Genomic DNA, 19,988 nt, shown 5'->3' with positions numbered 1-19,988 from the left:
GGGGAATGGAACCTGACGGCAGGCGGTTACCTCACGTGTGAGTACTCCGATCGCTGTGAACATCTGGTCCGACATCGCCTGCCCGTGGTGCTTCATCGGCAAGCGCAAGTTCGAGGCAGGACTGGCCGCCTTCGACGGCGCCGACGACGTCGAGATCACTTACCACTCCTTCGAACTCGCCCCCGATACCCCGGTGGACTTCGAGGGCAGCGAGGCCGACTTCCTCGCCTCGCACAAGGGTATGGACGTCACCCAGGTCGAGCAGATGCTCCGGCAGGTCACCGCCGTCGCGGCCGACGTCGGCCTGGACTACGACTTCGACTCGGTCCAGCACACCAAGACGCTGCTGGCCCACCAGGCGTTGCACTACGCCAAGGCCCACGGCAGGCAACTGGATCTGGTCGAGCGGTTGTTCGCCGCCTACTTCGAGCAGGGCCGGCACGTGGGCCGTGCCGACGAACTGGCGGACCTCGGCGCCGACGTCGGACTGGACCGTGAGGAGATGCTCGCGGCCCTGGAGGCGGGCACCTATACCGGGGCCGTGGACGCCGACATCGCCCAGGCCCGCGCCTACGGCATTCAAGGCGTGCCCTTCTTCGTCGTCGACGGGCGCTACGGCATCTCGGGAGCCCAGAAGCCCGAGTCTTCACCCAGGCGCTGGAGCAGGTGCGCTCCGAGCGTGCCGGAACTCCGGCATGACCGGAACCCGCCGCGACGATCAGGCCCCCTCGCCAACCGCGGGCACCGCTGCCCGGCCCGCCGTAGACCTCACGGCCCCACGTTCCGGACTGATCAATGTCGGGGATCCCGAGGCCGGGGTTTGCGTCGACGGAGTCTGCGCAGTACCCGAGTCGGAGTGAGGAACCGTGGCGAGCCAGGCGGCTAGGGCCGAGTTGACCGTCGCCGGCGCCTCCACCGGGGTGAGGTGACCGACCCCGTCCACCAGGGCAAGGGGCGGGGTGCCCGGTAGCAACTCCTGCAATCGGGTGGCGTGCTCGACGGCGATCCACGGATCCTGCTGCCCCCAGCCGATCGCCACGGGGCAGCGCACCCGGTCCAGACGTTCGACGATCGGGAAGGTGTGCTCGGTGCGTAGCGCGGCGATCTGTCGATAGAAGGCTCGCTGCCCCTCGGTACCGAGCCACGGATCGCTCAGCGTGGCCAGCCAGGTGGAGTCCAGGTGGTGAGTGGCTCCGGTGATGTACGCCTTCAACAACGCCGAATGCAGGTCCGCCGGCAGCGCAGCGAAGACGTCCGGATGCCCCGCGACCAGTTCGAAGAACGGCGACCCCCACGGGTCGAGCACGACGACGTCCCACAGGTACAAGCCGCTGAACTCCCGTTGGTGCAGCAGATGCGCGCCCAGGGCGACCGCGCCCCCGATGTCATGCGCGACGACATATGGCCGCTCCACGCGCCAGGCATCCAGCAACTGCGCGAACCGGGATGTCTGTTCGGGCAGGTCGACAGGGACGTCACCGACCTTCGGCGAGGCTCCGTAGCCGGGCATGTCCCACAGGAAGACCCGGTACCCCGCGCTCAGGTGGTGGGCGGTGCTCGCCCATACCTGTGCCGACCACGGCGTCCCGTGACAGAAGACGACGTCCCCGCGCGCGTCGTCGCGGTCGGCCCCCATCGTGTACGTCATCACCGTCTCGCCACCTATCACGAGGGGGTGTGGATGCGGGAGTGCGTCGCGGGTCGAGTCCATAGACAGGAACGCTAGAAGCTCAGGTTGACCTGAAGTCAACTGTCATACTGGTGTCTATGAGGATCGGGCAGGCCGCGCGACGCCTCGGTGTGGCCACACATGTGCTCCGGCACTGGGAGGACGCCGGCGTGGTGGTACCGGACCGCACCGGTACCGGCCACCGCGACTACAGCGAGGAGCATCTGCACCGGCTCCGCATCCTGCAAGCCTGTCAAGGCGTGGGTATGTCCCTGGCGGACATCCGCCTGGTCCTGCACCGTGACGAGCCTGGCCGGAACGCCGTGATCGCGCAGCAGGTGCGCGCGATCCAGGCCCAACGGTCTCGCCTGGCCGGTGCGGAACGTTTCCTTGCCCATGTCCTTGCCTGCCGGCATGACCTGGTGACCCGCTGCCCGTCCTGCTCCACCTACGCCGGTGCGGCGTCGCCCGGTTCCGCACCCTGAGATCCGCCGCAACTGCGGGCTTGCTCAACCCGGGTGCGTCTAGGGCGTGTCTGCCAAAGATTCGCGGTGTGAGTGAACCATGGTGGGAGTCATGGTTCGTGATGGTGAGATCAGTGATGAATTGTGGGAGATCCTGGCCACGGTGATGCCCCAGGATGCCGGCCGCAGGGGCCGGCCGTGGAACGATCACCGCCTGATGTTGGAAGGGATCATCTGGCGGTTTCGTGCCGGTTCGCCGTGGCGGGATCTGCCGGCATGCTTCGGGCCGTTCCAGTCGGTGTGGCAACGCCACCGGCTCTGGTCGGTCGATGGCACCTATGAGCGGATGCTGGCCGCCGTCGGTGCCCACACCGGGCTGGATGCCGAGCAGGTCGCCCAAGTCTTGTCCATCGATGCCACCAGTGTGCGGGCCCATCAGCACGCCGCTGGCGCCCGCCGGGACTCGGTTGCCGAGGAGGGTGGATCACACACAGGGGGCAGATTCGAACACACAAGAATTCTCGCCTCGTGCCCGGGGAGCCGCCTGATCACGCCCTGGGACGCTCCCGCGGTGGGCTGACCACCAAGATCCACGCCCTGGCCGATGCCAGCTGCACCCCGGTGCTGGCCATGCTCAGCGCCGGACAGGCCGGAGACAACCCGATGCTGGCCCCGCTGATTGAGGCCCTGGGCCAGGCTGGCGGGCAGATGAATGGGCATCTGCTGGCCGACAAGGCCTACTCCCACCCCAGCACCCGGGAGTTTCTGCGAGGCAAACGGATCAAGCACATCATCCCCGAGCGCTCCGACCAGATCACCCGCCGCAAGACCAAGGGCACCAAGGGCGGACGGCCCCCAGGATTCGACGCCGAACTCTACGGCCTGCGCAACACCATCGAGAGAGCCTTCAACCGGCTCAAACAGTGGCGAGCACTGGCCACCAGATACGACAAGTACGCCGTGACCTACCTCGGCGGCGTGCTACTCGGGATGACCATCCTGACCTACCGAGCCAAGCATTAGCAGACACGCCCTAGTCCCGCGCTGTCGGCTCGAAGGTGAAGGCCGGAGTGGTGTTCGACCCAGCCACGCCGAACGCGGTTCCGTCCTGGACCCACATCGCCAGCCGTGCCTGCAAGTCCGCCCACCCGTAGTCATAGCTGTCGATGGCGCCCTGACCGAACGTGCCGATCGCGTCGTGGGTCACGGTGACGCGGGTGCCCTCGCCCCCGCGTGCCAGGCGGTACTCCACCTTGCCGGTGGTCGCCCCGCCCATGCCCATCGCGCCGGTCCAGGCCAGGAGGTGAGCGGGTTCGAGTTCGGAGATGGTGCCCCAGGAGGCCTGGTGCTCACCGGCCACTTCCTGGACCTGTCCGCCGAGCCGGGCGTCGATGGACAAGTGGGGCTTGGGGTCCTCGATGAGCAGATACGGGCTGCCCCACCACTGGCTGGGTTCATCGACCAGCGCCGACCAGACCCGCTGTGCTGGTGCGGCGATCGTGATGGCCTGCACCACATGCAGGCTGTTGACAGCGGTCATGGGAGGGTCCTCTCGTCGGGTTCGGTCAATCCGTTCGGCACTGAATCGCAATCGGTCCAAGGAGGTGGCCATCGCCCGGTCCGGTCCGGGCAGCCAGCCGATGGTGGCCTGGTGCAGCGCGGAGCCGTTGAGTGCGTTGATCCGTTCCCGGCCACGCTGGGTCACCAGGACCAGGTCAGCCTCGCGCAACACCCGCAAGTGTCGTTGGGTGGCGAAGCGGCTGGGCGACTGCCCGTGGTCCTCGAGCGCGGCGTGCAGCACGCCTGTGGGCTGCGGGCCCTCGCGGAGCACCTGCATCACGTGGCGCCGGGCCGGATGCGCAAGCGCCGACCAGACCGCATCGACATCAACCACCGGCGCCTCCCAATGTGTGCGCTCTAGCGCACATACTGGCACGGTCCGCGGTGGGCGTCGAGGCCCCGCGCGGCAGGCAGGTACGGGTCAGCGCGTCGGGGTGTCCTCGATCTGCAGGTCCCCGCGCACCGCGACTTCATCCCCGACGGCGAAAGTCAGCTCGCCCCCGACCACGCCCGTGGCCCGCAGATCGCCCCGCACCTGCTCCAGCAACGCCGGGTCCGGTGCGGTCAACTCGACATCGCCGAACGGGGTGCGCTGGGAGACCTTCGCGGTCGACTTGACCTTACGCAGTGCGCTGAGCGCAGCCCCGGAGGCGTCGAGCAGGTCCAGGTCGGCGTCGCCGCCGGCGGCACGCAGCGGCTCCGCGGAGGGCCACGCCGCCCGGTGCACAGAGCCTTCCCGCCACCAGGACCAGACCTCCTCGGTGGCGAACGGCAGCACGGGGGCGAACAACCGCAGCAGCACGTCCAGGCCCAGATACAGCGTGGCCCTGGCCGAGGCCACCGCGGCCGCCGGGGCGTCCCCGCCGCCGTAGGCGCGTTCCTTCACCAGTTCCAGGTAGTCGTCGCAGAAGGTCCAGAAGAAGCTCTCCGTCACCTCCAGGGCGCGGGTGTGGTCGTAGGCCTCCATCGCCGCGGTGGCCTGCTCGACCACCCGGGCCAGGTTCGCCAGCACCGAGCGGTCCAGCGGCTCGGTCACCGACGCCGGGTCCAACCGCACCGGTTCATCCCCGGCGAAGGACAGCGCGAACTTCGAGGCATTCAGCATCTTGATGGCCAGGCGCCGCCCGATCTTCATCTGGGTGGGCCGTTGCGGGTCGAACGCGGCATCGGCGCCCAGCCGGGCCGAGGCTGCCCAGTACCGCACCGCGTCGGCCCCGTGCTGTTCCAGTAGGCCCATCGGGGTGACCACGTTGCCCTTGGACTTCGACATCTTCTTGCGGTCCGGGTCCACGATCCAGCCCGAGATCGCGGTGTGCTTCCAGGGCAACCGGTCGTGCTCGAGGTGGGAGCGCAGCAGGGTGGAGAACAGCCAGGTGCGGATGATGTCCTGGCCCTGCGGGCGCACGTCCATCGGGTAGACCCGGGCGAACAGGTCCTCATCGTCCAGCCACCCGCCGGTGATCTGCGGGGTCAGGGAGGAGGTCGCCCAGGTGTCCATGATGTCCGGATCTCCGACGAACCCGCCGGGCAGCCCGCGCTGGTCCTCGGTGTAGCCCGGGGCCGGCTGTGCTGAGGGGTCCACCGGAAGGGCTGCCTCATCCGGGAGGATCGGGGCGGTGAAGTCGGCCTCGCCGTCGGTGTGCACCGGGTACCAGACCGGGAAGGGCACACCGAAGAAACGCTGCCGGGAGATCAACCAGTCACCGGAGAGGCCATCGACCCAGTTCTGGTAGCGCACCCGCATGAAGTCGGGGTGGAACTGCAGTTCCTTTCCGCGCGCGGTCAACTCGCTGCGCAGGGGCTCATCGCGGCCGCCGTTGCGGATGTACCACTGCCGGGAGGTGACGATCTCCAGGGGCCGGTCGCCCTTCTCGAAGAAGTTGGCCATGCGCTGCACCGCTTCGGGTTCGGCGAGGAGGTCACCGCTGTCCCGCAATGCTTCCACCGTGGCGGCCCGGGCGGAGAAGGTGGTCCTGCCCGCCAATGTGGATTCGTACAGCGCCGCGCCCGCCCCACTGACCCATGCTGGGGTCTCGCCCTGCAGCCTGCCGTTACGACCGATCACCGACCGGGTCGGCAACTGCAGGTCCCGCCACCAGCCCACATCGGTCAGGTCACCGAAGGTGCAGCACATCGCGATTCCGGTGCCCTTGTCCATCTCCGCGCCCGGGTGGGCCAGCACCGGCACCTCCACGCCGAACAGCGGCGTGCGCACCGTGGTGCCGAACAGCGGGGCGTAGCGCTCGTCGTCGGGATGAGCGATCAGTGCCACACAGGAGACCAGCAACTCCGGGCGGGTGGTCTCGATGACCACCTGCTCGCCGCCGGCCGGGTTGTCGGAGTGGAAGGCGACCTTGTGCATGTGCCCGGGATAGTCCCGGGCTTCCAACTCGGCCTGCGCGACTGCGGTCTGGAACGTGGTGTCCCACAATCCCGGTGCCTGCGCCTGGTAGGCCTCCCCCCGGGCGAGGTTGCGCAGGAACGCCGTCTGGGCGACTTTCTGGGCGCGGGCATCGATGGTCTGGTACTGGTACGACCAGTCCACGCTCAGCCCCAGGTGTCGCCACAGGTGCGCGTAGGCCTGTTCGTCCTGCGCGGTCAACTCCAGGCACAACTCCACGAACTTGCGACGCGAGACCGGCACCTGGTCGGCCGGCTTGATGGTCTTGGAGCCATCACCGGGAGGGGTGAAGTCCTCCTCGTAGGGCAGGGTCGGGTCGCAGCGCACGCCGTAGTAGTTCTGCACCCGACGCTCGGTGGGCAGGCCGTTGTCGTCCCACCCCATCGGGTAGAAGACCTCCCGGCCGCGCATGCGCTGGTAGCGGGCCACCAGGTCGGTGTGGGTGTAGGAGAAGCAGTGCCCGATGTGCAGCGACCCGGACACCGTCGGCGGTGGGGTGTCGATGGAGAAGACCTGCTCGCGGGTGGCGCTGCGGTCGAAGGCGTAGTGTTCTGCGCCGCCCACGATTGAGCCCAACGATCCTCGAGTCCGTCCACGCCCGGTTTGTCCGGTACCTGCGCGACCGGGCGGATGGGCTCGGTCGGCACGGGCGGGGGACCTGCGGGGCTGGAGGTAGTCATGAGCGGTATCTTCCCAGACTCGGTGGGGTGGCCGGAAATCGTGCCCACGGTCCCGGGCCCACGCCCGAGACCTCACCCGCCCGGTGGGCGCTGCGGGCACGTCGCGGGCGTATCGGCGTCGGAGAACCGGGCGATGGTGGCCTCGGCCCGGCGCACCCGCCGGGTGTCGGCGCCGGCGAGGGCGTCCCCCATGAAGGCGTGTTCGGCGCGGGTCCGTTCGGCGACGGGATCGCCGGTGCTGGCCCGGGCCTGCACCAGGTGCCACCAGTCGGCCAGGTCACCCCAGCCCGGGGCGGCCAGGGAACCACCGAACTGTTGCACCGCCAGCGCCGAACACAAGGCCGCGAACCGTAGGCGCTGGCGGAGCGGCCAGCCCCGCAGGGTCCCCGCCACCAATGACGCGGCGAAGACGTCCCCTGCCCCGGTGGCATCGGTCAACTCCACCGCCAGTGCCGGGATCTGCTCGCGTTCACCCGTGGAGTGGTCGATCGCGGCCACCCCGGCGGCACCATCGGTCACCACGGCCAGAGGCACCAGTTCGGCCAGTGCGGCCAGCGCCCGGTCCGGGGTGTCGGTGCGGGTGTAGCCCATCGCCTCCGCCGCGTTGGGGATGAAGGCGTGGCATCCATCCAGGGCGCGCAGCACCGCGGGGTCCCACGTCTGCTCCGGATCCCAGCCGGCGTCAGCGAACACCAGCGCACCCTCGGCGGCGGCGCGGCGCCACCAGTGCTGTTCCCTGGTGGCCGGATCGCCCAGGTCCACCAGCACGCTCGCAGCGCTCGGCGGGCGGTGCAGCGCAGCGGTCACCGAGTGCGGCGGCGGATGGCCGTGGGTGACCATCGCCCGGTCGGCTTCGACCGCCAACGACACGGTCACCGGGGTGTGCCAGCCGGACTGGCGCCGGGACGCGGACAGGTCGATGTGTTCCTGCTCGCTGAGCACCTGCCACATCCAGTCCCCGTACAGGTCGTCGCTGAACGCGGCCGCCAGAGCGGTGCGCAGACCGAGTCGGGCGGTGGCCACGGCCAGGTTCGCGATGCCGCCGGGACTGGAGCCCATACCTCCGGTCCACACCTCGGTGCCGGGGGCGGGTGGATGGGGAAAGCCGGTGAACACGATGTCGAAGAAGACCAACCCGGAGAGCATCACGTCGACCACAGGTTCGGCGTCGCCGCCGGCCCGCTCCGTGCCGGTCGGCTCAGCGTCAACCGGGGCAGCGCCCTCCCGCTCAGCATCAACCTGCTCAGCGGTCTCGGCCCCACCCTCGGGGCCGGTCGGGTCGGTGGCAGCCATCGCCCTGAGTGTGCCACTCGCCCTACGTCAGCGTCACGGCGATACTGTGACCGGTATGCAACTGACCATCCTCGGGGTGGGGGCTTCCGGGTTCCGCTGGTCTATCGCGCGCTCACCCGGGCTCACCAGCAGGCGAGACCGACGTCGGTGGTGCTCTACGACGTCGACCCGCACCGCCTGAAGGTGATCGCGCAGGTCTGCACCACGATCGCTGCCGCGGTCCCGGGTGCCCCACCTGTGCGTACCACCTCGGACCTTGACACGGCGCTGCGCGGTGCCGACGTCATCTTCAACGCCATCCGCGTCGGTGGCACCGCCGGGCGGGTCGTCGACGAACGCATCGCGATCGAGGCCGGGCTGCTGGGCCAGGAGACGATCGGCGCCGGCGGACTGGCCTTCGCCCTTCGCACCCTGCCCGTCGCCACCGGGATCGCCACTCGCATCGGCCGGCTGGCCCCGGAGGCCTGGACGATCAACTTCACCAACCCCGCCGGGATGATCACCGCGGGGATGCGCGCCCACCTGGGGGATCGGGTGTTCGGCATCTGCGACACCCCTCTGGCCCTGGTGGCCCGGGTGGCCCGGCTGCTGGGGGTACCGGCCGAGCAGTCCCGCCCGGACTATCAGGGCATCAACCACCTGGGCTTCCTCACCGGCTTCTTCCACGAGGGCCAGGATCTGCTGCCGGCCCTGCTCGCCGATCCGGAGCGGCTGGGCCGGCTGGAGGAGGCACGAATCCTCGGTGCCGAACGGATCCAGCGGGCCGGGGCGATCCCGAACGAGTACCTGTACTACTACATCGCGGCGCCCGAGGCGCCGCCCACCACCCGCGGGGAGTTCCTGGCCGCCCAGCAGGCCGCCTTCTACGACGCCGGACCCGACGGCGCCGCCTACGGACGCTGGCAGGCGGTGCTCGACGAGCGGGAGTCCACGTACATGGCGGAGGCGCGCTCGCAGGATCGCCACAGTGACGACGTCGCCGTCGGTGGCTACCACGACGTCGCCGTGGATCTGATGGCAGCGCTGCGGACCGGGCGCCCGGCCCGGATGATCCTGGGCGTACGCAACGCCGGCACCATCGCCGCCCTGCCGGACGAGGCAGTCGTGGAGGTGTCGTGCACAGTCGACGACGACGGGGCTCACCCGATCGCACCCCGCACCGAACTGGGACAGGAGCAGGCGGCCCTGATGCGCTCGGTCATCGGTGCCGAGACCAGCCTGGTCGCAGCGGTCGGCGCAGGGTCTCGCGAACTGGCCGTGCAGGCCTTCGCCGCGCACCCACTGGTCGGTGGACGGGCGCGGGCCGAGGCCCTGGTGCGGGCCTACACCCGAGCGCACTCCCGCATCGCCGAGGTGCTGATCAACCCCTGACTCCTGGTCCGGCGGCCGCGGGACCGGCTCAGACGCCCTGTGCGAACTCCACGCTGTCGGCCAGGTGCTGCAACTGCTCGGGCACCGGACGCCCCTTGGCGAGCATCGACGTCGCCCACAGCCGTCCGGCCCGGTAGGAGGAACGCACCAGCGGCCCCGCGAGCACCCCGAGGAAGCCGATCCGCTCGGCGACCTCCTTGAGCTCGACGAACTCCGCCGGCGGCACCCAGCGCTGGACGGGCAGATGCCTCGGGCTCGGACGCAGGTACTGGGTCAGCGTGATCAGGTCGCAGCCGGCCTCCTGCAGGTCCCGCAGTGCGGCCACGATCTCCTCGGGCTCCTCGCCCATCCCCAGGATCAGGTTCGACTTGGTGATCAAGCCGTAGTCACGGGCCTGGCTGATCACCGCGAGGGAGCGCTCGTACCGGAACGCCGGGCGGATCCGTTTGAAGATCCGCGGCACGGTCTCGACGTTGTGCGCGAATACCTGGGGGCCGGCATCGAACACCTCGCGCAGGAGGGCCGCCTTGCCGGAGAAGTCGGTGGCGAGCAGCTCCACACCGGTGCCCGGATTGAGCCGGTGGATCTGCCGTACGGTCTCGGCGTGCAACCATGCGCCCTCGTCGGGCAGGTCATCACGAGCCACCCCGGTGACGGTGGCGTAGCGCAGTCCCATCTCCCGGACGGATTCGGCGACCCGGCGCGGTTCGTCGGTGTCGTAGGCGGCCGGTTTGCCGGTGTCGATCTGGCAGAAGTCGCAGCGCCGGGTGCACTGGGAGCCGCCGATGAGGAACGTGGCCTCGCGATCCTCCCAGCACTCGTAGATGTTTGGGCAGCCGGCCTCCTGGCAGACGGTATTGAGGTTCTGCTGGCCGACCAGGGATCGCAACCGTCGGTACTCGGGTCCCATCCGCGCCCGGGTCTTGATCCACTCCGGCTTCTTCTCGATCGGGGTCCGGGAGTTGCGGACCTCGAGCCGGAGTAGCTTGCGGCCCTCCCGTGGGGCGCTCACCGGGCCACCAGCGTGTGCGTCATCGGTTCCATCGCCACCTCTCGGCTGAACTCGGGGACATGGGCATGGATCGCCCCGATCAGGTCTTCAGGGTCGATCCGGGCGCCCCGCACGGCGCTGAGGGTGGTGACGCCGGCGTCGGTGATGCCGCACGGGACGATCGCGGCGAAGGGCTCGAGGCTGTTGGAGCAGTTGATCGCGAAGCCGTGACCGGTCAGGCCCCGGGCCACCCGGATCCCGACCTGGGCGACCTTCGCCGGAACAGCATCTCCGACGTCCACCCACACCCCGGACCGATCCGGTACCCGGAACCCGGTCACCTGGTGATCGGCGAGCACGTCGATAACCAGGGACTCCACCCGGCGTAGGTATCCCACCACGTCGCGGGGGCGGCGCAGGGCCAGGATCGGGTAGCCCACCAACTGACCAGGGCCGTGCCAGGTCACCTTCCCGCCACGGTCGACCTCGACGACGGCCGAGCCGTCGGTGGGGAGTTCCTCGGCCGTGGTGCGCCGGCCGGCGGTGTAGACGCTGGTGTGCTCCAGCAGGAACAGCGTGCCGGCGGAGGCGCCGGTGCGCACCCGTTCCCGTTCCTCGCGTTGCAGGTCGAGTCCGCGCTGGTAGTCGAGGTAGGCGGGCGCGAGACCGGCGGTCCTGACGGTGAGCATGGACCTAGCGTACGGGTTATTGGGCGCGGTCCAAAAATGCGGGTGAGGTCTCGTTCGTTGGCACGTTCTGTCCTGGCCGCGCAGGGCGCTGCGGGAGCGGTGCGGCCGCACGAGTGCCGCCAGGGCCCTCGGCCCCGCCGGCCGCCGGCCGCCGGTAGGCTAGACCTCCATGGGCTGCGCGATCGGGTACTCGGCGATGCTGGCGCAGTTCCCGCCGGCCGCTGCGGTCGCCCTGAGCGCGCTGGCACAGGAGCACGGCTTCACCGGCACCATGGCGGCCGACCACTTCCAACCCTGGGTGCCGGCGCAGGGCCAGGCCCCGTTCGTCTGGAACGTCCTGACCGCGATCGCCGAACGCACCAGCGGTGACATCGGCCCCGGCGTCACCGCGCCGACCTTCCGTTATCACCCGGCGGTGGTGGCCCAGGCCAGCGCCACCCTGGCGGCGATGTACCCCGGGCGGCACTGGCTCGGACTGGGTTCGGGGGAGGCCCTGAACGAACACGTCACCGGGCAGTACTGGCCCGAGGCACCCAGCCGGATCGCCCGACTGTTCGAGGCGATCGAGATCATCCGCCGACTCTTCACCGCCTCCGCCGCCGGTAAGGACGCCAAGTTCTCCGGGGAGTACTTCCAGTTGGAGTCCTCCCGGTTGTGGACCATGCCGGAGCAGCCCCCGCCCATCCTGGTAGCGGCCTCCGGCCCGGTGACGGCGCGCCGCGCCGGGGCCCGTGCCGACGGGCTGATCACCCAGGAGGCGCCACCGGAGCGCCTGGCGATGCTGTTGGCCCGGTTCGCCGAGGGGGCCAGGGAAGCGGGTAAGGACCCGGCTGCGATGCCCAAGGTGTTGCAGGTGCACCTGTCCTGGGCGCCCACCGACGGCGAGGCGCTGGACAATGCCATGACGCAATGGCCCACCGGGGCGATGCGGTTCTCCACCGCCGATATCCGCTCCCCGTTCACGGTCGCCCAGATGGCCAGGATGCTCCGTCCGGAGGACTTCGAGGGGCAGCTGGGGATCTCCTCCGACCTCGACGTGCACCGCTCGGCGCTGCAGCGCTACATCGACCTGGGATTCGACCGGATCTACCTGCACAACGTGGGTCGCAACCAGGCCGAGTGGATCGAGATCTTCGGCGCCGAGGTACTGCCCGCATTGAAAGGACGCACCTGATGCTTCTCGCCCAGGCCCCCGAGGGCCTGCCGGAGATCACCTCCGGCACGGACCTGGCCGCCGTACTCACCCCGGTGCTGGGGCGCTTGACCTGGCCGGACGCAGAACCCGGCATCGTCGATGACGACGTGGTGGTGATCGCCTCGAAGATCGTCGCCAAGTCCGAGGGTCGGTTGATGGCCGCGGCCAGCCGGGAGGAGGCTATCGACGCCGAGAGCGTGCGGGAGGTCGCCCGGCGGGATCGGGAGGACGGGCCACCGCTGCGCATCGTGCAGACCCATCACGGCCTGGTGCTGGCCGCCGCCGGGGTGGACACCTCGAACGTGCCCCCGGGAATGGTGCTGCTGCTGCCCAAGGACCCCGACGCCTCTGCCCGGGCTATCCGGCGCGGCCTGCACGCCCGGCTCGGGGCACGCCCGGCGGTGCTGATCACTGACACCGTGGGCAGGCCCTGGCGCCGCGGTGTCGCCGACATCGCCATCGGCGCCGCCGGTATCGAGGTGCTGGCCGATCTGCGCGGGCAGCATGACGCGCAGGGGGTGCCGTTGCAGGCCACGATCATCGCCCAGGCCGACGAGATCGCCGCTGCGGCGGACCTGGTCCGCGGCAAGACCGGGGGGCGCCCGGTGGCGGTGGTGCGCGGGCTGAGCGTGACCCGGACCGAGGATGGCCCCGGCGCCCAGGCGGCGATCCGACCCCCGGAGGAGGACATGTTCCGCACCGGCACCTGAGGCCTCGGTCAGGAACCCACTGCCCAGTTCGGCAGTTCGTTTCCGAAGGCGACGGTGAACCGCCGAACTCCCGATCGCTCGCGCGACTGGACGTGCGCTGCTAGCCGGTGGCCGGGCGTGCCCAGAGCTGTTCCGGGCTACGCCCTGGTCGGAACCCGAAATACTCGAGCATCGCCGTCGCTTCGGGAAAGTCGCGTGCGATGGCATCGGGGGTGTGGGCGTCGCTGCCGAAACTGACCATGGTTCCGCCCGCTTGCGCCCACCACTGCGGGATCCATGGCCAGAGGCGCTTCGTGTTCATCTCCAGGGCCCGCCCGCTCTCGGCGATTGCGCGCATCGCGCCCCGGAACTGCTCCTCGAATCGCCGCGGGTCGAACGGTCCGGACTGCTCGATTGGCCACTGGCGTACCGCGTAGTCGATGTGGGTGACCACCTCAAAGGACTCCGAGCCTGAGACCATGACCGGTATCTGCTCGAGATACTCGTTCATGACCTCGGCTGGATCATGGTCGCGGAAGAGGGTGTTCGGCTCGGCGGCGCCCTCGCCGAGGTCAAGGGTGTGCAGCGAGCCGAGCACGCGGTCGACCCGGCTGAGGTCGACCATCTGGCGGGCCGCGGTGGCGTAGAGGTGTGGTTGGCCGAACTCGACGCCCGTGTGGATGCGCAGGTCGGGGAACTGATGACGCATGCGGTCGATGGCATCGAAGTAGCCGTTCGCATCGAACGGAGCGAACTCGACCCTGCCTGCGTCGTTCAGGAAGTTCCGTTGGTGCGGCATGAGGTCATCGGGCTCCGCGTGCCAGGTGTCCGGGATGTCCAGGTGTTCGGTGAAGAAGATCGCCGGCAGTCCGATCCGGACCGCCTGCGCGCACGTGGCGCGCATCCGACCAGCAGCGTGCGATCCAGGTCCTCCTGTATCCCAGGACCACTCACTATGAACATGACTGTCAGCGGGAAGCGTCATGACGAACTCCGCGGGGTACTACAGCAGGGGGGAGAAGGGGCGGATCAGCCGTTCCAGGACCCGGTGGCCCAGGCTGCGGGCGTTCCATTCCTCGGCGGTCAGTTGGCGGCAGTTGGTCAGGTCCACCGCGAAGATGTCTTCCATGTGCTGCGCCAGTGCGGCATCGAAGAGTTCGAGGTTGATCTCGAAGTTGCCGATCAAGGACAGCCGGTCGATGTTCGCGGTTCCGATGGTGGACCAGCGTCCGTCCACCGTCATCGTCTTGGCGTGCATCATGGCGTCCTGGAACAGCCACAACGTGACCCCGGCATCGAGCAGCTGGGTGTAGTGGGAGCGCGCAGCCCAGTCGGTGACGATGTGGTTGGAGATCTCCGGGATCACCACCCGCACGTCCACACCCCGCCGGGCGGCGGCAATGAGGCCGCGCAGGATCTCCCGGTCCGGGATGAAGTAGGCCTGGGTGATGTAGATGTGATGCTCGGCCCGGTCCATCGCGTCCAGGTAGACACCGCGCACCGGGAACAGCATCCGGCTCGGGGCGTTCTGCGCCGCCCGGATCCGCGGCTCCCACAGTTTGACGCCCTGGTCGGGAAGTTCGGGGTGGCGCGCCGTTCGGTGGTCGTTCCAGAAGTCGACGAACGCGTTGGCCAACTCCAGGTGGCCGGCCCCTCCAGCCGCAGGTGGGTGTCGCGCCAGGTGGAAGCGTACAGCGATCCGATGTTGTACCCGCCGACGTACCCGACCTCGTCGTCGACCACCAGGATCTTGCGGTGATCCCGGCCGGTCTTGCGGAGGTTGAAGGTGAGCAGCCCCGGACGGAAGAGCGGGAAGTGCAGCAGGTGCAACGTGGGCAACTTCGGGAATCTCTTGAACCGTGGATCGACCACCAGGTTGCCCCAGGTGTCCATCACCACGTACACCTGCACACCACGCCGGGCGGCGGCGATCAATGCCTGCTTGAACGCCGCACCGACCTCATCACCCTTCCAGATGAAGGTCTCGAAGTAGATGGAGTGCTCGGCACTGCGGATGGAGTCCAGCATTGCCGCATACAGGTCCTCACCGAAGGTGAAGGTGGTGGCTTTGGTGCCGGCGATCTCGGTGGACCAGGGCGCCATGCGCGGGAAGACCCCGCGGTAGGGGTCGCGCAACTTCCGCAGGTGCTCGGCCACCACCACGCCCACCAGCGCAGCCAGGTGCACCGCCGCGACGATCCGGATCCACCATTGGGCGGCCCGGCCCAGGGACGTCCAACTCGGGCGCGGGAGGTCGAACTGCAGCCGCGGCCCCCGATTCGTCATAGGTCCAATCTAGGTGATCGGCACCCCGAGACGGGACAGGATTAGCGCGCGCCCACCGGATGTCGACACCCACTCCACCCCCACTCCCCAGACCGCGCCGATCAGGTCGGCGGTCAGGACCTCCGCGGCCGTTCCGGAGCCGGCGGTGCGGCCGTCCTGGAGTACCAGCAGGTCATCGCAGGTCCGGGCGGCCTGGTCCAGATCGTGCATCGCCACCAGCACCCCGGTGCCGGCGGCGGCCACGGCGTGGATCAGGTCCAGCACCTGCAACTGCGCCGCCACGTCCAGGTGATTGGTCGGCTCGTCCAGCACCAGCACCTGAGGTTCCTGCGCCAGCGCCCGGGCCAGGTGAACCCGCTGGCGCTCGCCACCGGAGAGGGTGGCGATGTCCCGCTGGGCCAGATGGGCCGCGCCGGTGCGCTCCAGGGCGTCCATGGCCAGTTCCACGTCGGCCGGGGAGTCCGCTGCGAATGCCCCCAGGTGGGGGGTGCGGCCCAGCAACACCACGTCGAGGACGTCCATGGACACCTCGGTGGGGGAGTCCTGGGCCACGAACGCCACCGTGCGGGCCCGCTCGCGCCGGCTCATCGTGGCCACGTCCGTTCCGTGCAGGCGCAACCGGCCGGCCTCCGGTGACAGCGCCCCCACGACCAGGCGCAGCAAGGTGGACTTCCCCGCCCCGTTGGGACCGAGTACGCCGGTGATCCCTCCGGCGCGCACGCTCACATCCACCCCGTCCAGCAACGTGACGTGCGGTGCCACGCGGTACGTCAGCCCGCGGGCGGTCAGCACCGGGACCGTCATGTGCCACCTGCCGTGGCCTTGCGGTTGCGCATCAGCAACCACGCGAACACCGGCGCCCCGATCCCGGCTGTGAACACCCCGACCGGCACCTCCATCGGTGCGAACACCACCCTGGCCGCGGTGTCGGCCCAGAGCAGGAACAGCGCCCCGGCGCAGGCCGACAGCGGCAGCAACCAACGGTGGCGGCGGGTCAGGGAAAGCCGGATGATGTGCGGGATCACCAGCCCGACGAACCCGATCGCGCCGCTGACGGCCACCATCGCCCCGGTCAGGAGCGCGCTCATGGTCAGCAGCATCCAGCGCATCCCCCGCACGTTCACGCCGAGGGACGCCGCGGAGGTGTCCCCGAAGGCGAAGGCGTCCAGGGACCGGCCCGCCCCGATCAGCACCACCCCGATCACGGCCAGACAGACCCCGGCGATCAGCACCGAGGCCCAGCCGGCCCGTGCCAGCGACCCCAGCAGCCAGCCCAGGATCTCCCGGTAGGAGTCCCCGCGGGTGGTGGCGAAGATCGCGAAGGAGACCAGCGCGGAGCAGGCCTGCGCCACCGCGATCCCGGCCAGGATGGTGCGCGCCGGTGTGAGGGCCCCCCCGACTCCGGCGAGCGCGAGCGTGGCCGCCAGGGCCAGCAGAGCACCGGCGAACGCCGCGACCGGCAACCACAGTCCCACCCCGAGCAGCAGCACCGCCACCGCACCCAGCGCCGCTCCGGAGGAGACCCCGAGCAGGTAGGGATCGGCCAGCGGGTTGCGCGTCAGGCCCTGCATCACGACTCCGCACAGCGCCAGCCCGGCTCCCACCGCCATGGCGGTCAGCACCCTGGGCGCCCGGCCCTGCCACACGATCGCATCCCGGGCCGGGCTCAGCGGGTTCGCGGCCTGCTCCATCCCCGGTAGCACCCCGCTGAGGTGGTGCCAGCCGGAACCGAGGATCTCCGCGGCGCTGACTCCCGCCGGCCCGATCCCCATCGCCACCACGCCAGAGACGATCAGCCCGACCACGCCCAGCACCAACCAGGGAGCCAGTCGCGGCCGCTGTGGCAGCGCGGGCCCGGTGGGGGCCTGCAGGCCCCGGCGTGGGGTGACGGTGGCGGTCACGACAACCCGGCCTCTACCTGCGCCAACTGCTCACCGAGGTCGACGGCGGCGTCCGCGGACCGGATCCCCGCCTCGGTGGTGGGGAAGTCCAGGATCAGGTACCGCCCCTCGCTCACCGCGGGCAGCGCGGCCATGGCCGGCACCGACTCCAGCACGGAGATCTTGTGCTCGGCGGTGTTCCAGTCCGAGTCCACCAGCACGATCACGTCCGGTTCGGCATCGGCCACCGCCTCCCAGGACATCGACGCCCAACTGTCCTCGATTCCGCCGGCGATGTTCTGCAGCCCCACGGTCTCCATCAGCAACTGTGGTGCGCCGATACCCGCCCCCACGAACGGGGTGTCGGAGCCGGAGGAGTACCACAGGGCGCTGAGCCCGGCCTCGGACGCCGTCACCTCCTCGAGGCGGGCCTGCTGCTCGGTGACGAGCCGGGCGGCGGCTTCTGGCACGCCGAAGATCTCCCCGGCCTGGTGGATCTGGTCTGCGATCTCGGCGAAGGTCAGCGGGTCGGGCATGTAGTCCTCCCCCTGGCAGGCCGGTGGGGAGACGTAGGTGGCGATGCCCAATTCGTGCAGGGACTCCCGCGACCCCAGGCCCTCATCGGTGAACGTGGACTCCCAGCCGGCGAAGATCAGGTCCGGGTCGGCGGCCAGGACCACCTCGGTGGAGGGGTCCCGTTCGGCCAGTTCGGGCACCTGCGCTGCCGCGCCGGTCAGTTCGGGGGGTACCGGACCATCCAGGAAGGCGTGCCCGACCACGGCCTCACCCATCCCCAGAGCCAGCACCAGTTCGAAGGTGGTGGACTTGATGGTCACGATCCGCTCCGGGGAGTGGGAGAAGCTCACCTCGGTGCCACAGTTGTCCACCGTGACCGGGTAATGACCGGCCGCGTCGTCGTCGGCCGCCTCCGGGACGGACTGCGGTCCGGTGGGTGAGGCGGTGCTGCATCCGACCAGGACGAGCGCGGCAAGGGTCAGCGGCACAGCGTGACGGACACGAGGGTTCACGGGGGCTCTCCGGATGGATCGGTGATCTGGTGGGCCAGAGCCGGGCCCGGACGTCCGGACAGAGTCGGTCCGGGGTTGGCCGGGGCAGAGAGGACCCGGTGTCCACCGACCATCCTACGCAGGTCCGGGACAGGCTGGCAGGATGGTGGCATGAACAGCGGTAAGCGCATTGTGGTGACGGGAGCCTCCAGCGGCATCGGGGCGGCAACAGTCAGGCTGCTCAGCAGCCAAGGTGCCCAGGTGATCGCGGTGGCACGGCGGGCCGAGCGACTGGCCGCGGTGGCCGAGGAGTCCGGCGCCGAGTATGTGGTGGCGGACCTGTCCAGTGACGACGGCGTGGCGCAGTTGGCTGCGGCCGTCACCGCGGGCGGGGGTCTGGACGCCCTGGTGAACAATGCCGGTGGGGCTCGTGGCGCCGACCCGGTGGAACACGCTGACGTGGACCAGTGTGGGAGGAGATGTACCGGATCAACGTGCTGACCACCTTGCGCACCACCAAGGCCCTGCTGCCGGCGCTACGAGAAGGCGAAGGCGGGGACGTCGTCGTCGTCACCTCCACCGCCGCCCACGACACCTACCCCGGTGGCGCGGGGTACGTCGCGGCCAAGCACGCCGAACGCGTGATCGCCAACAACTTGCGCCTGGAACTCGTCGGCGAGCCGATCCGGGTGATCGAGATCGCCCCCGGGATGGTCAAGACCGAGGAGTTCGCACTGCGCCGGCTCGGGGACGTCGCGGCGGCCGAACAGGTCTACGCCGGAGTGGACCAGCCGCTGGTGGCCGACGATGTCGCCGAGGCGATCGCCTGGACCCTGAGCCGGCCCCGACACGTCAACATCGACTCGCTGACGATCCGCCCGGTCGCCCAGGCCTCCAACACCGTGGTCGCCCGTCGCTGAGCGGGCCCCTGGCCGCCGGCCGCGGCTGACCGGCAGCCCCGAGCAGCCCCCGGGCAACTCCGTTTACAGGCAGCCCTGCTCGGTGGCCCCCCGCGTACAGATCTGGGTGGCTTCCACGCTGACCAGCCGGTAGCCGTCACCACCTTCGTCGCTGGCGAAGATGTGCAGCCGGTGGCCGTTGATGGAGTCGTCGGCGTAGCCCTGGACGTCGACCACGATGGTGGTCAGGTCCCCTTCCTGGACGTCCTCGGCCACCGTCATGTCCAAGTCGGGAGCGCCGTCCTCCTGCAGGTCCTCGACCACGGCGGCGGCCAGGTCCGCCATCGAGTCCTGGGGCCCGGGGTCGCTGATCTGCGAGGTCTCGTCGGTCACCATGCCCAGGTAGGCCAGATAGCGCAGGTTCGCCCAGCCCACCCGGTCCTCGACGTCCAGTTCCAGCCAGACCGCCATGTCGTCCAACTGCCGGGCGCGCCCGGTCAGGACGACGTCGGAGGTCAGCGGGGCCAGGGCGGTCACCTCCGGGGAGGTCGGGTCGGGCAACTCGCGCACGTACAGCACGTCGTCGTGCGCCACCCCGACCACGTCGACGGTTTCGCCCTCGGTGTACAAGTCCACCGCCTGGCCCGGGAGATCTGCCTGGTCGGCGGGCTCGGTCCCCGGGCCGCCGCCGTTCTCCACCTCATCGGTCTGCTCGTCCTCGCCCGGTTCGGTCTCGTCCGGGTCGGTCTCGTCCGGGTCTGGTCCGGTCTCGTCCTGTTCGGCCTCGGTGGCGGTCTCCTGCGGCGGTGGTTCCTCGCCGTCGCCGGTGCAGGCACTCAGGAGGAGTGCGGCGGCCAGAGCCGCGGCAGCGGTGGTGGTGATACGGGTGCGGAGCATGTCAGCCTCCTGGGCTC

Annotated in this window: 16 protein-coding genes and 4 pseudogenes; 7 read left to right on the top strand and 13 right to left on the bottom strand. The window is 69.9% G+C overall.

Annotation, left to right across the window (positions count from 1 at the left end; all coding sequences use genetic code 11):
* Window positions 1-37: 37 nt before the first annotated feature.
* Window positions 38-583, top strand: a pseudogene (locus ACRRRO_RS21380) (DsbA family oxidoreductase); the annotation flags it as partial.
* Window positions 584-718: 135 nt separating this feature from the next.
* Here ACRRRO_RS21380 and ACRRRO_RS21375 read toward each other — a convergent pair.
* A complete protein-coding gene (locus tag ACRRRO_RS21375; RefSeq protein WP_424797678.1) occupies window positions 719-1,648 on the bottom strand; it encodes an alpha/beta fold hydrolase in 930 nt (309 codons plus the stop codon).
* Between the two features lie 119 nt (window positions 1,649-1,767).
* Here ACRRRO_RS21375 and ACRRRO_RS21370 point away from each other — a divergent pair, with 119 nt between their 5' ends.
* A complete protein-coding gene (locus ACRRRO_RS21370) occupies window positions 1,768-2,154 on the top strand; it encodes a MerR family transcriptional regulator (protein WP_424797677.1) in 387 nt (128 codons plus the stop codon).
* Window positions 2,155-2,245: 91 nt separating this feature from the next.
* Window positions 2,246-3,156: pseudogene (locus ACRRRO_RS21365) on the top strand (IS5 family transposase).
* A 10-nt stretch (window positions 3,157-3,166) separates the two neighbouring features.
* Here ACRRRO_RS21365 and ACRRRO_RS21360 read toward each other — a convergent pair.
* The 3 genes and pseudogenes from ACRRRO_RS21360 to ACRRRO_RS21350 all read right to left on the bottom strand — a co-directional run bounded on the left by ACRRRO_RS21360 (window position 3,167) and on the right by ACRRRO_RS21350 (window position 8,067).
* Complete coding sequence (locus ACRRRO_RS21360) at window positions 3,167-4,027, bottom strand: SRPBCC domain-containing protein (RefSeq protein ID WP_424797339.1); 861 nt, start codon at window positions 4,025-4,027, stop codon at window positions 3,167-3,169.
* An 87-nt stretch (window positions 4,028-4,114) separates the two neighbouring features.
* A pseudogene (gene valS / locus ACRRRO_RS21355) lies at window positions 4,115-6,774 on the bottom strand (valine--tRNA ligase).
* Between the two features lie 72 nt (window positions 6,775-6,846).
* On the bottom strand, window positions 6,847-8,067 hold the full coding sequence (locus tag ACRRRO_RS21350; RefSeq protein ID WP_424797337.1) for a carbohydrate kinase family protein: 1,221 nt from the start codon (window positions 8,065-8,067) through the stop codon (window positions 6,847-6,849).
* Between the two features lie 147 nt (window positions 8,068-8,214).
* Here ACRRRO_RS21350 and ACRRRO_RS21345 point away from each other — a divergent pair, with 147 nt between their 5' ends.
* Window positions 8,215-9,438 carry a 6-phospho-beta-glucosidase gene (locus tag ACRRRO_RS21345; protein WP_434080817.1) on the top strand — a complete coding sequence of 408 codons (1,224 nt, stop codon included), beginning with the start codon at window positions 8,215-8,217 and terminating at the stop codon, window positions 9,436-9,438.
* 28 nt (window positions 9,439-9,466) lie between these two features.
* On the opposite strand, the gene lipA is transcribed toward ACRRRO_RS21345, so the two are convergent.
* Both lipA and lipB read right to left on the bottom strand, forming a co-directional pair.
* Window positions 9,467-10,450 (bottom strand): lipoyl synthase, encoded by a 984-nt coding sequence (lipA, locus tag ACRRRO_RS21340; RefSeq protein ID WP_424797335.1) that lies wholly within the window; start codon window positions 10,448-10,450, stop codon window positions 9,467-9,469.
* Window positions 10,447-11,118 carry a lipoyl(octanoyl) transferase LipB gene (gene lipB / locus ACRRRO_RS21335; protein WP_424797334.1) on the bottom strand — a complete coding sequence of 224 codons (672 nt, stop codon included), beginning with the start codon at window positions 11,116-11,118 and terminating at the stop codon, window positions 10,447-10,449. The genes lipA and lipB overlap by 4 nt, the downstream gene beginning before the upstream one ends.
* A gap of 169 nt (window positions 11,119-11,287) precedes the next feature.
* Between lipB and ACRRRO_RS21330 the strand changes: the two genes are divergently transcribed.
* Both ACRRRO_RS21330 and cofE read left to right on the top strand, forming a co-directional pair.
* Entirely contained in the window at window positions 11,288-12,292 is a 1,005-nt protein-coding gene (locus ACRRRO_RS21330) for a TIGR03557 family F420-dependent LLM class oxidoreductase (protein ID WP_424797333.1), read from the top strand.
* Window positions 12,292-13,023 (top strand): coenzyme F420-0:L-glutamate ligase, encoded by a 732-nt coding sequence (gene cofE, locus ACRRRO_RS21325; RefSeq protein ID WP_424797332.1) that lies wholly within the window; start codon window positions 12,292-12,294, stop codon window positions 13,021-13,023. Before ACRRRO_RS21330 ends, cofE begins: the two co-directional genes overlap by 1 nt.
* A 100-nt stretch (window positions 13,024-13,123) precedes the next feature.
* On the opposite strand, the gene ACRRRO_RS21320 is transcribed toward cofE, so the two are convergent.
* From ACRRRO_RS21320 to ACRRRO_RS21295, 6 genes are read right to left on the bottom strand one after another with little or no spacing between them, the layout of a single operon-like run.
* Window positions 13,124-13,987, bottom strand: coding sequence for a PHP domain-containing protein (locus ACRRRO_RS21320; RefSeq protein WP_424797331.1), 864 nt, complete (start codon window positions 13,985-13,987; stop codon window positions 13,124-13,126).
* Between the two features lie 18 nt (window positions 13,988-14,005).
* Window positions 14,006-14,479, bottom strand: coding sequence for a phospholipase D-like domain-containing protein (locus tag ACRRRO_RS21315; RefSeq protein WP_434081614.1), 474 nt, complete (start codon window positions 14,477-14,479; stop codon window positions 14,006-14,008).
* A complete protein-coding gene (locus ACRRRO_RS21310; protein WP_434080816.1) occupies window positions 14,365-15,288 on the bottom strand; it encodes a phospholipase D-like domain-containing protein in 924 nt (307 codons plus the stop codon). The genes ACRRRO_RS21315 and ACRRRO_RS21310 overlap by 115 nt, the downstream gene beginning before the upstream one ends.
* A 9-nt stretch (window positions 15,289-15,297) precedes the next feature.
* Window positions 15,298-16,092 (bottom strand): ABC transporter ATP-binding protein, encoded by a 795-nt coding sequence (locus ACRRRO_RS21305; RefSeq protein WP_424797330.1) that lies wholly within the window; start codon window positions 16,090-16,092, stop codon window positions 15,298-15,300.
* Window positions 16,089-17,189 carry a putative F420-0 ABC transporter permease subunit gene (locus ACRRRO_RS21300; protein ID WP_424797329.1) on the bottom strand — a complete coding sequence of 367 codons (1,101 nt, stop codon included), beginning with the start codon at window positions 17,187-17,189 and terminating at the stop codon, window positions 16,089-16,091. The genes ACRRRO_RS21305 and ACRRRO_RS21300 overlap by 4 nt, the downstream gene beginning before the upstream one ends.
* Entirely contained in the window at window positions 17,186-18,196 is a 1,011-nt protein-coding gene (locus ACRRRO_RS21295; RefSeq protein ID WP_424797328.1) for a putative F420-0 ABC transporter substrate-binding protein, read from the bottom strand. The genes ACRRRO_RS21300 and ACRRRO_RS21295 overlap by 4 nt, the downstream gene beginning before the upstream one ends.
* 150 nt (window positions 18,197-18,346) lie before the next feature.
* Between ACRRRO_RS21295 and ACRRRO_RS21290 the strand changes: the two are divergent.
* Window positions 18,347-19,095, top strand: a pseudogene (locus ACRRRO_RS21290) (SDR family oxidoreductase).
* A 63-nt stretch (window positions 19,096-19,158) separates the two neighbouring features.
* Here the strand turns inward: ACRRRO_RS21290 and ACRRRO_RS21285 are convergent.
* Window positions 19,159-19,971, bottom strand: coding sequence for a hypothetical protein (locus ACRRRO_RS21285; RefSeq protein ID WP_424797326.1), 813 nt, complete (start codon window positions 19,969-19,971; stop codon window positions 19,159-19,161).
* Between the last annotated feature and the right edge of the window lie 17 nt (window positions 19,972-19,988).

The organism is Sanguibacter sp. Z1732 (genome assembly GCF_051020515.1).
Taxonomy (GTDB): Bacteria; Actinomycetota; Actinomycetes; order Actinomycetales; family Beutenbergiaceae; genus CALKWS01.
Note: the sequence above shows the minus strand (reverse complement) of the source record. Positions and strands in the feature narration are given on the sequence as shown.

Bases quoted from the DNA above. Each gene is read 5' to 3' on its own strand.
- cofE (WP_424797332.1), top strand. From the start codon at position 12,292: ATGCTTCTCGCCCAGGCCCCCGAGGGCCTGCCGGAGATCACCTCCGGC.
- ACRRRO_RS21315 (WP_434081614.1), bottom strand. From the start codon at position 14,479: ATGGACCGGGCCGAGCATCACATCTACATCACCCAGGCCTACTTCATC.
- ACRRRO_RS21375 (WP_424797678.1), bottom strand. From the start codon at position 1,648: ATGACGTACACGATGGGGGCCGACCGCGACGACGCGCGCGGGGACGTC.
- ACRRRO_RS21285 (WP_424797326.1), bottom strand. From the start codon at position 19,971: ATGCTCCGCACCCGTATCACCACCACCGCTGCCGCGGCTCTGGCCGCC.
- ACRRRO_RS21310 (WP_434080816.1), bottom strand. From the start codon at position 15,288: ATGACGAATCGGGGGCCGCGGCTGCAGTTCGACCTCCCGCGCCCGAGT.
- lipB (WP_424797334.1), bottom strand. From the start codon at position 11,118: ATGCTCACCGTCAGGACCGCCGGTCTCGCGCCCGCCTACCTCGACTAC.
- ACRRRO_RS21370 (WP_424797677.1), top strand. From the start codon at position 1,768: ATGAGGATCGGGCAGGCCGCGCGACGCCTCGGTGTGGCCACACATGTG.
- ACRRRO_RS21350 (WP_424797337.1), bottom strand. From the start codon at position 8,067: ATGGCTGCCACCGACCCGACCGGCCCCGAGGGTGGGGCCGAGACCGCT.
- ACRRRO_RS21320 (WP_424797331.1), bottom strand. From the start codon at position 13,987: ATGACGCTTCCCGCTGACAGTCATGTTCATAGTGAGTGGTCCTGGGAT.
- ACRRRO_RS21330 (WP_424797333.1), top strand. From the start codon at position 11,288: ATGGGCTGCGCGATCGGGTACTCGGCGATGCTGGCGCAGTTCCCGCCG.
- ACRRRO_RS21305 (WP_424797330.1), bottom strand. From the start codon at position 16,092: ATGACGGTCCCGGTGCTGACCGCCCGCGGGCTGACGTACCGCGTGGCA.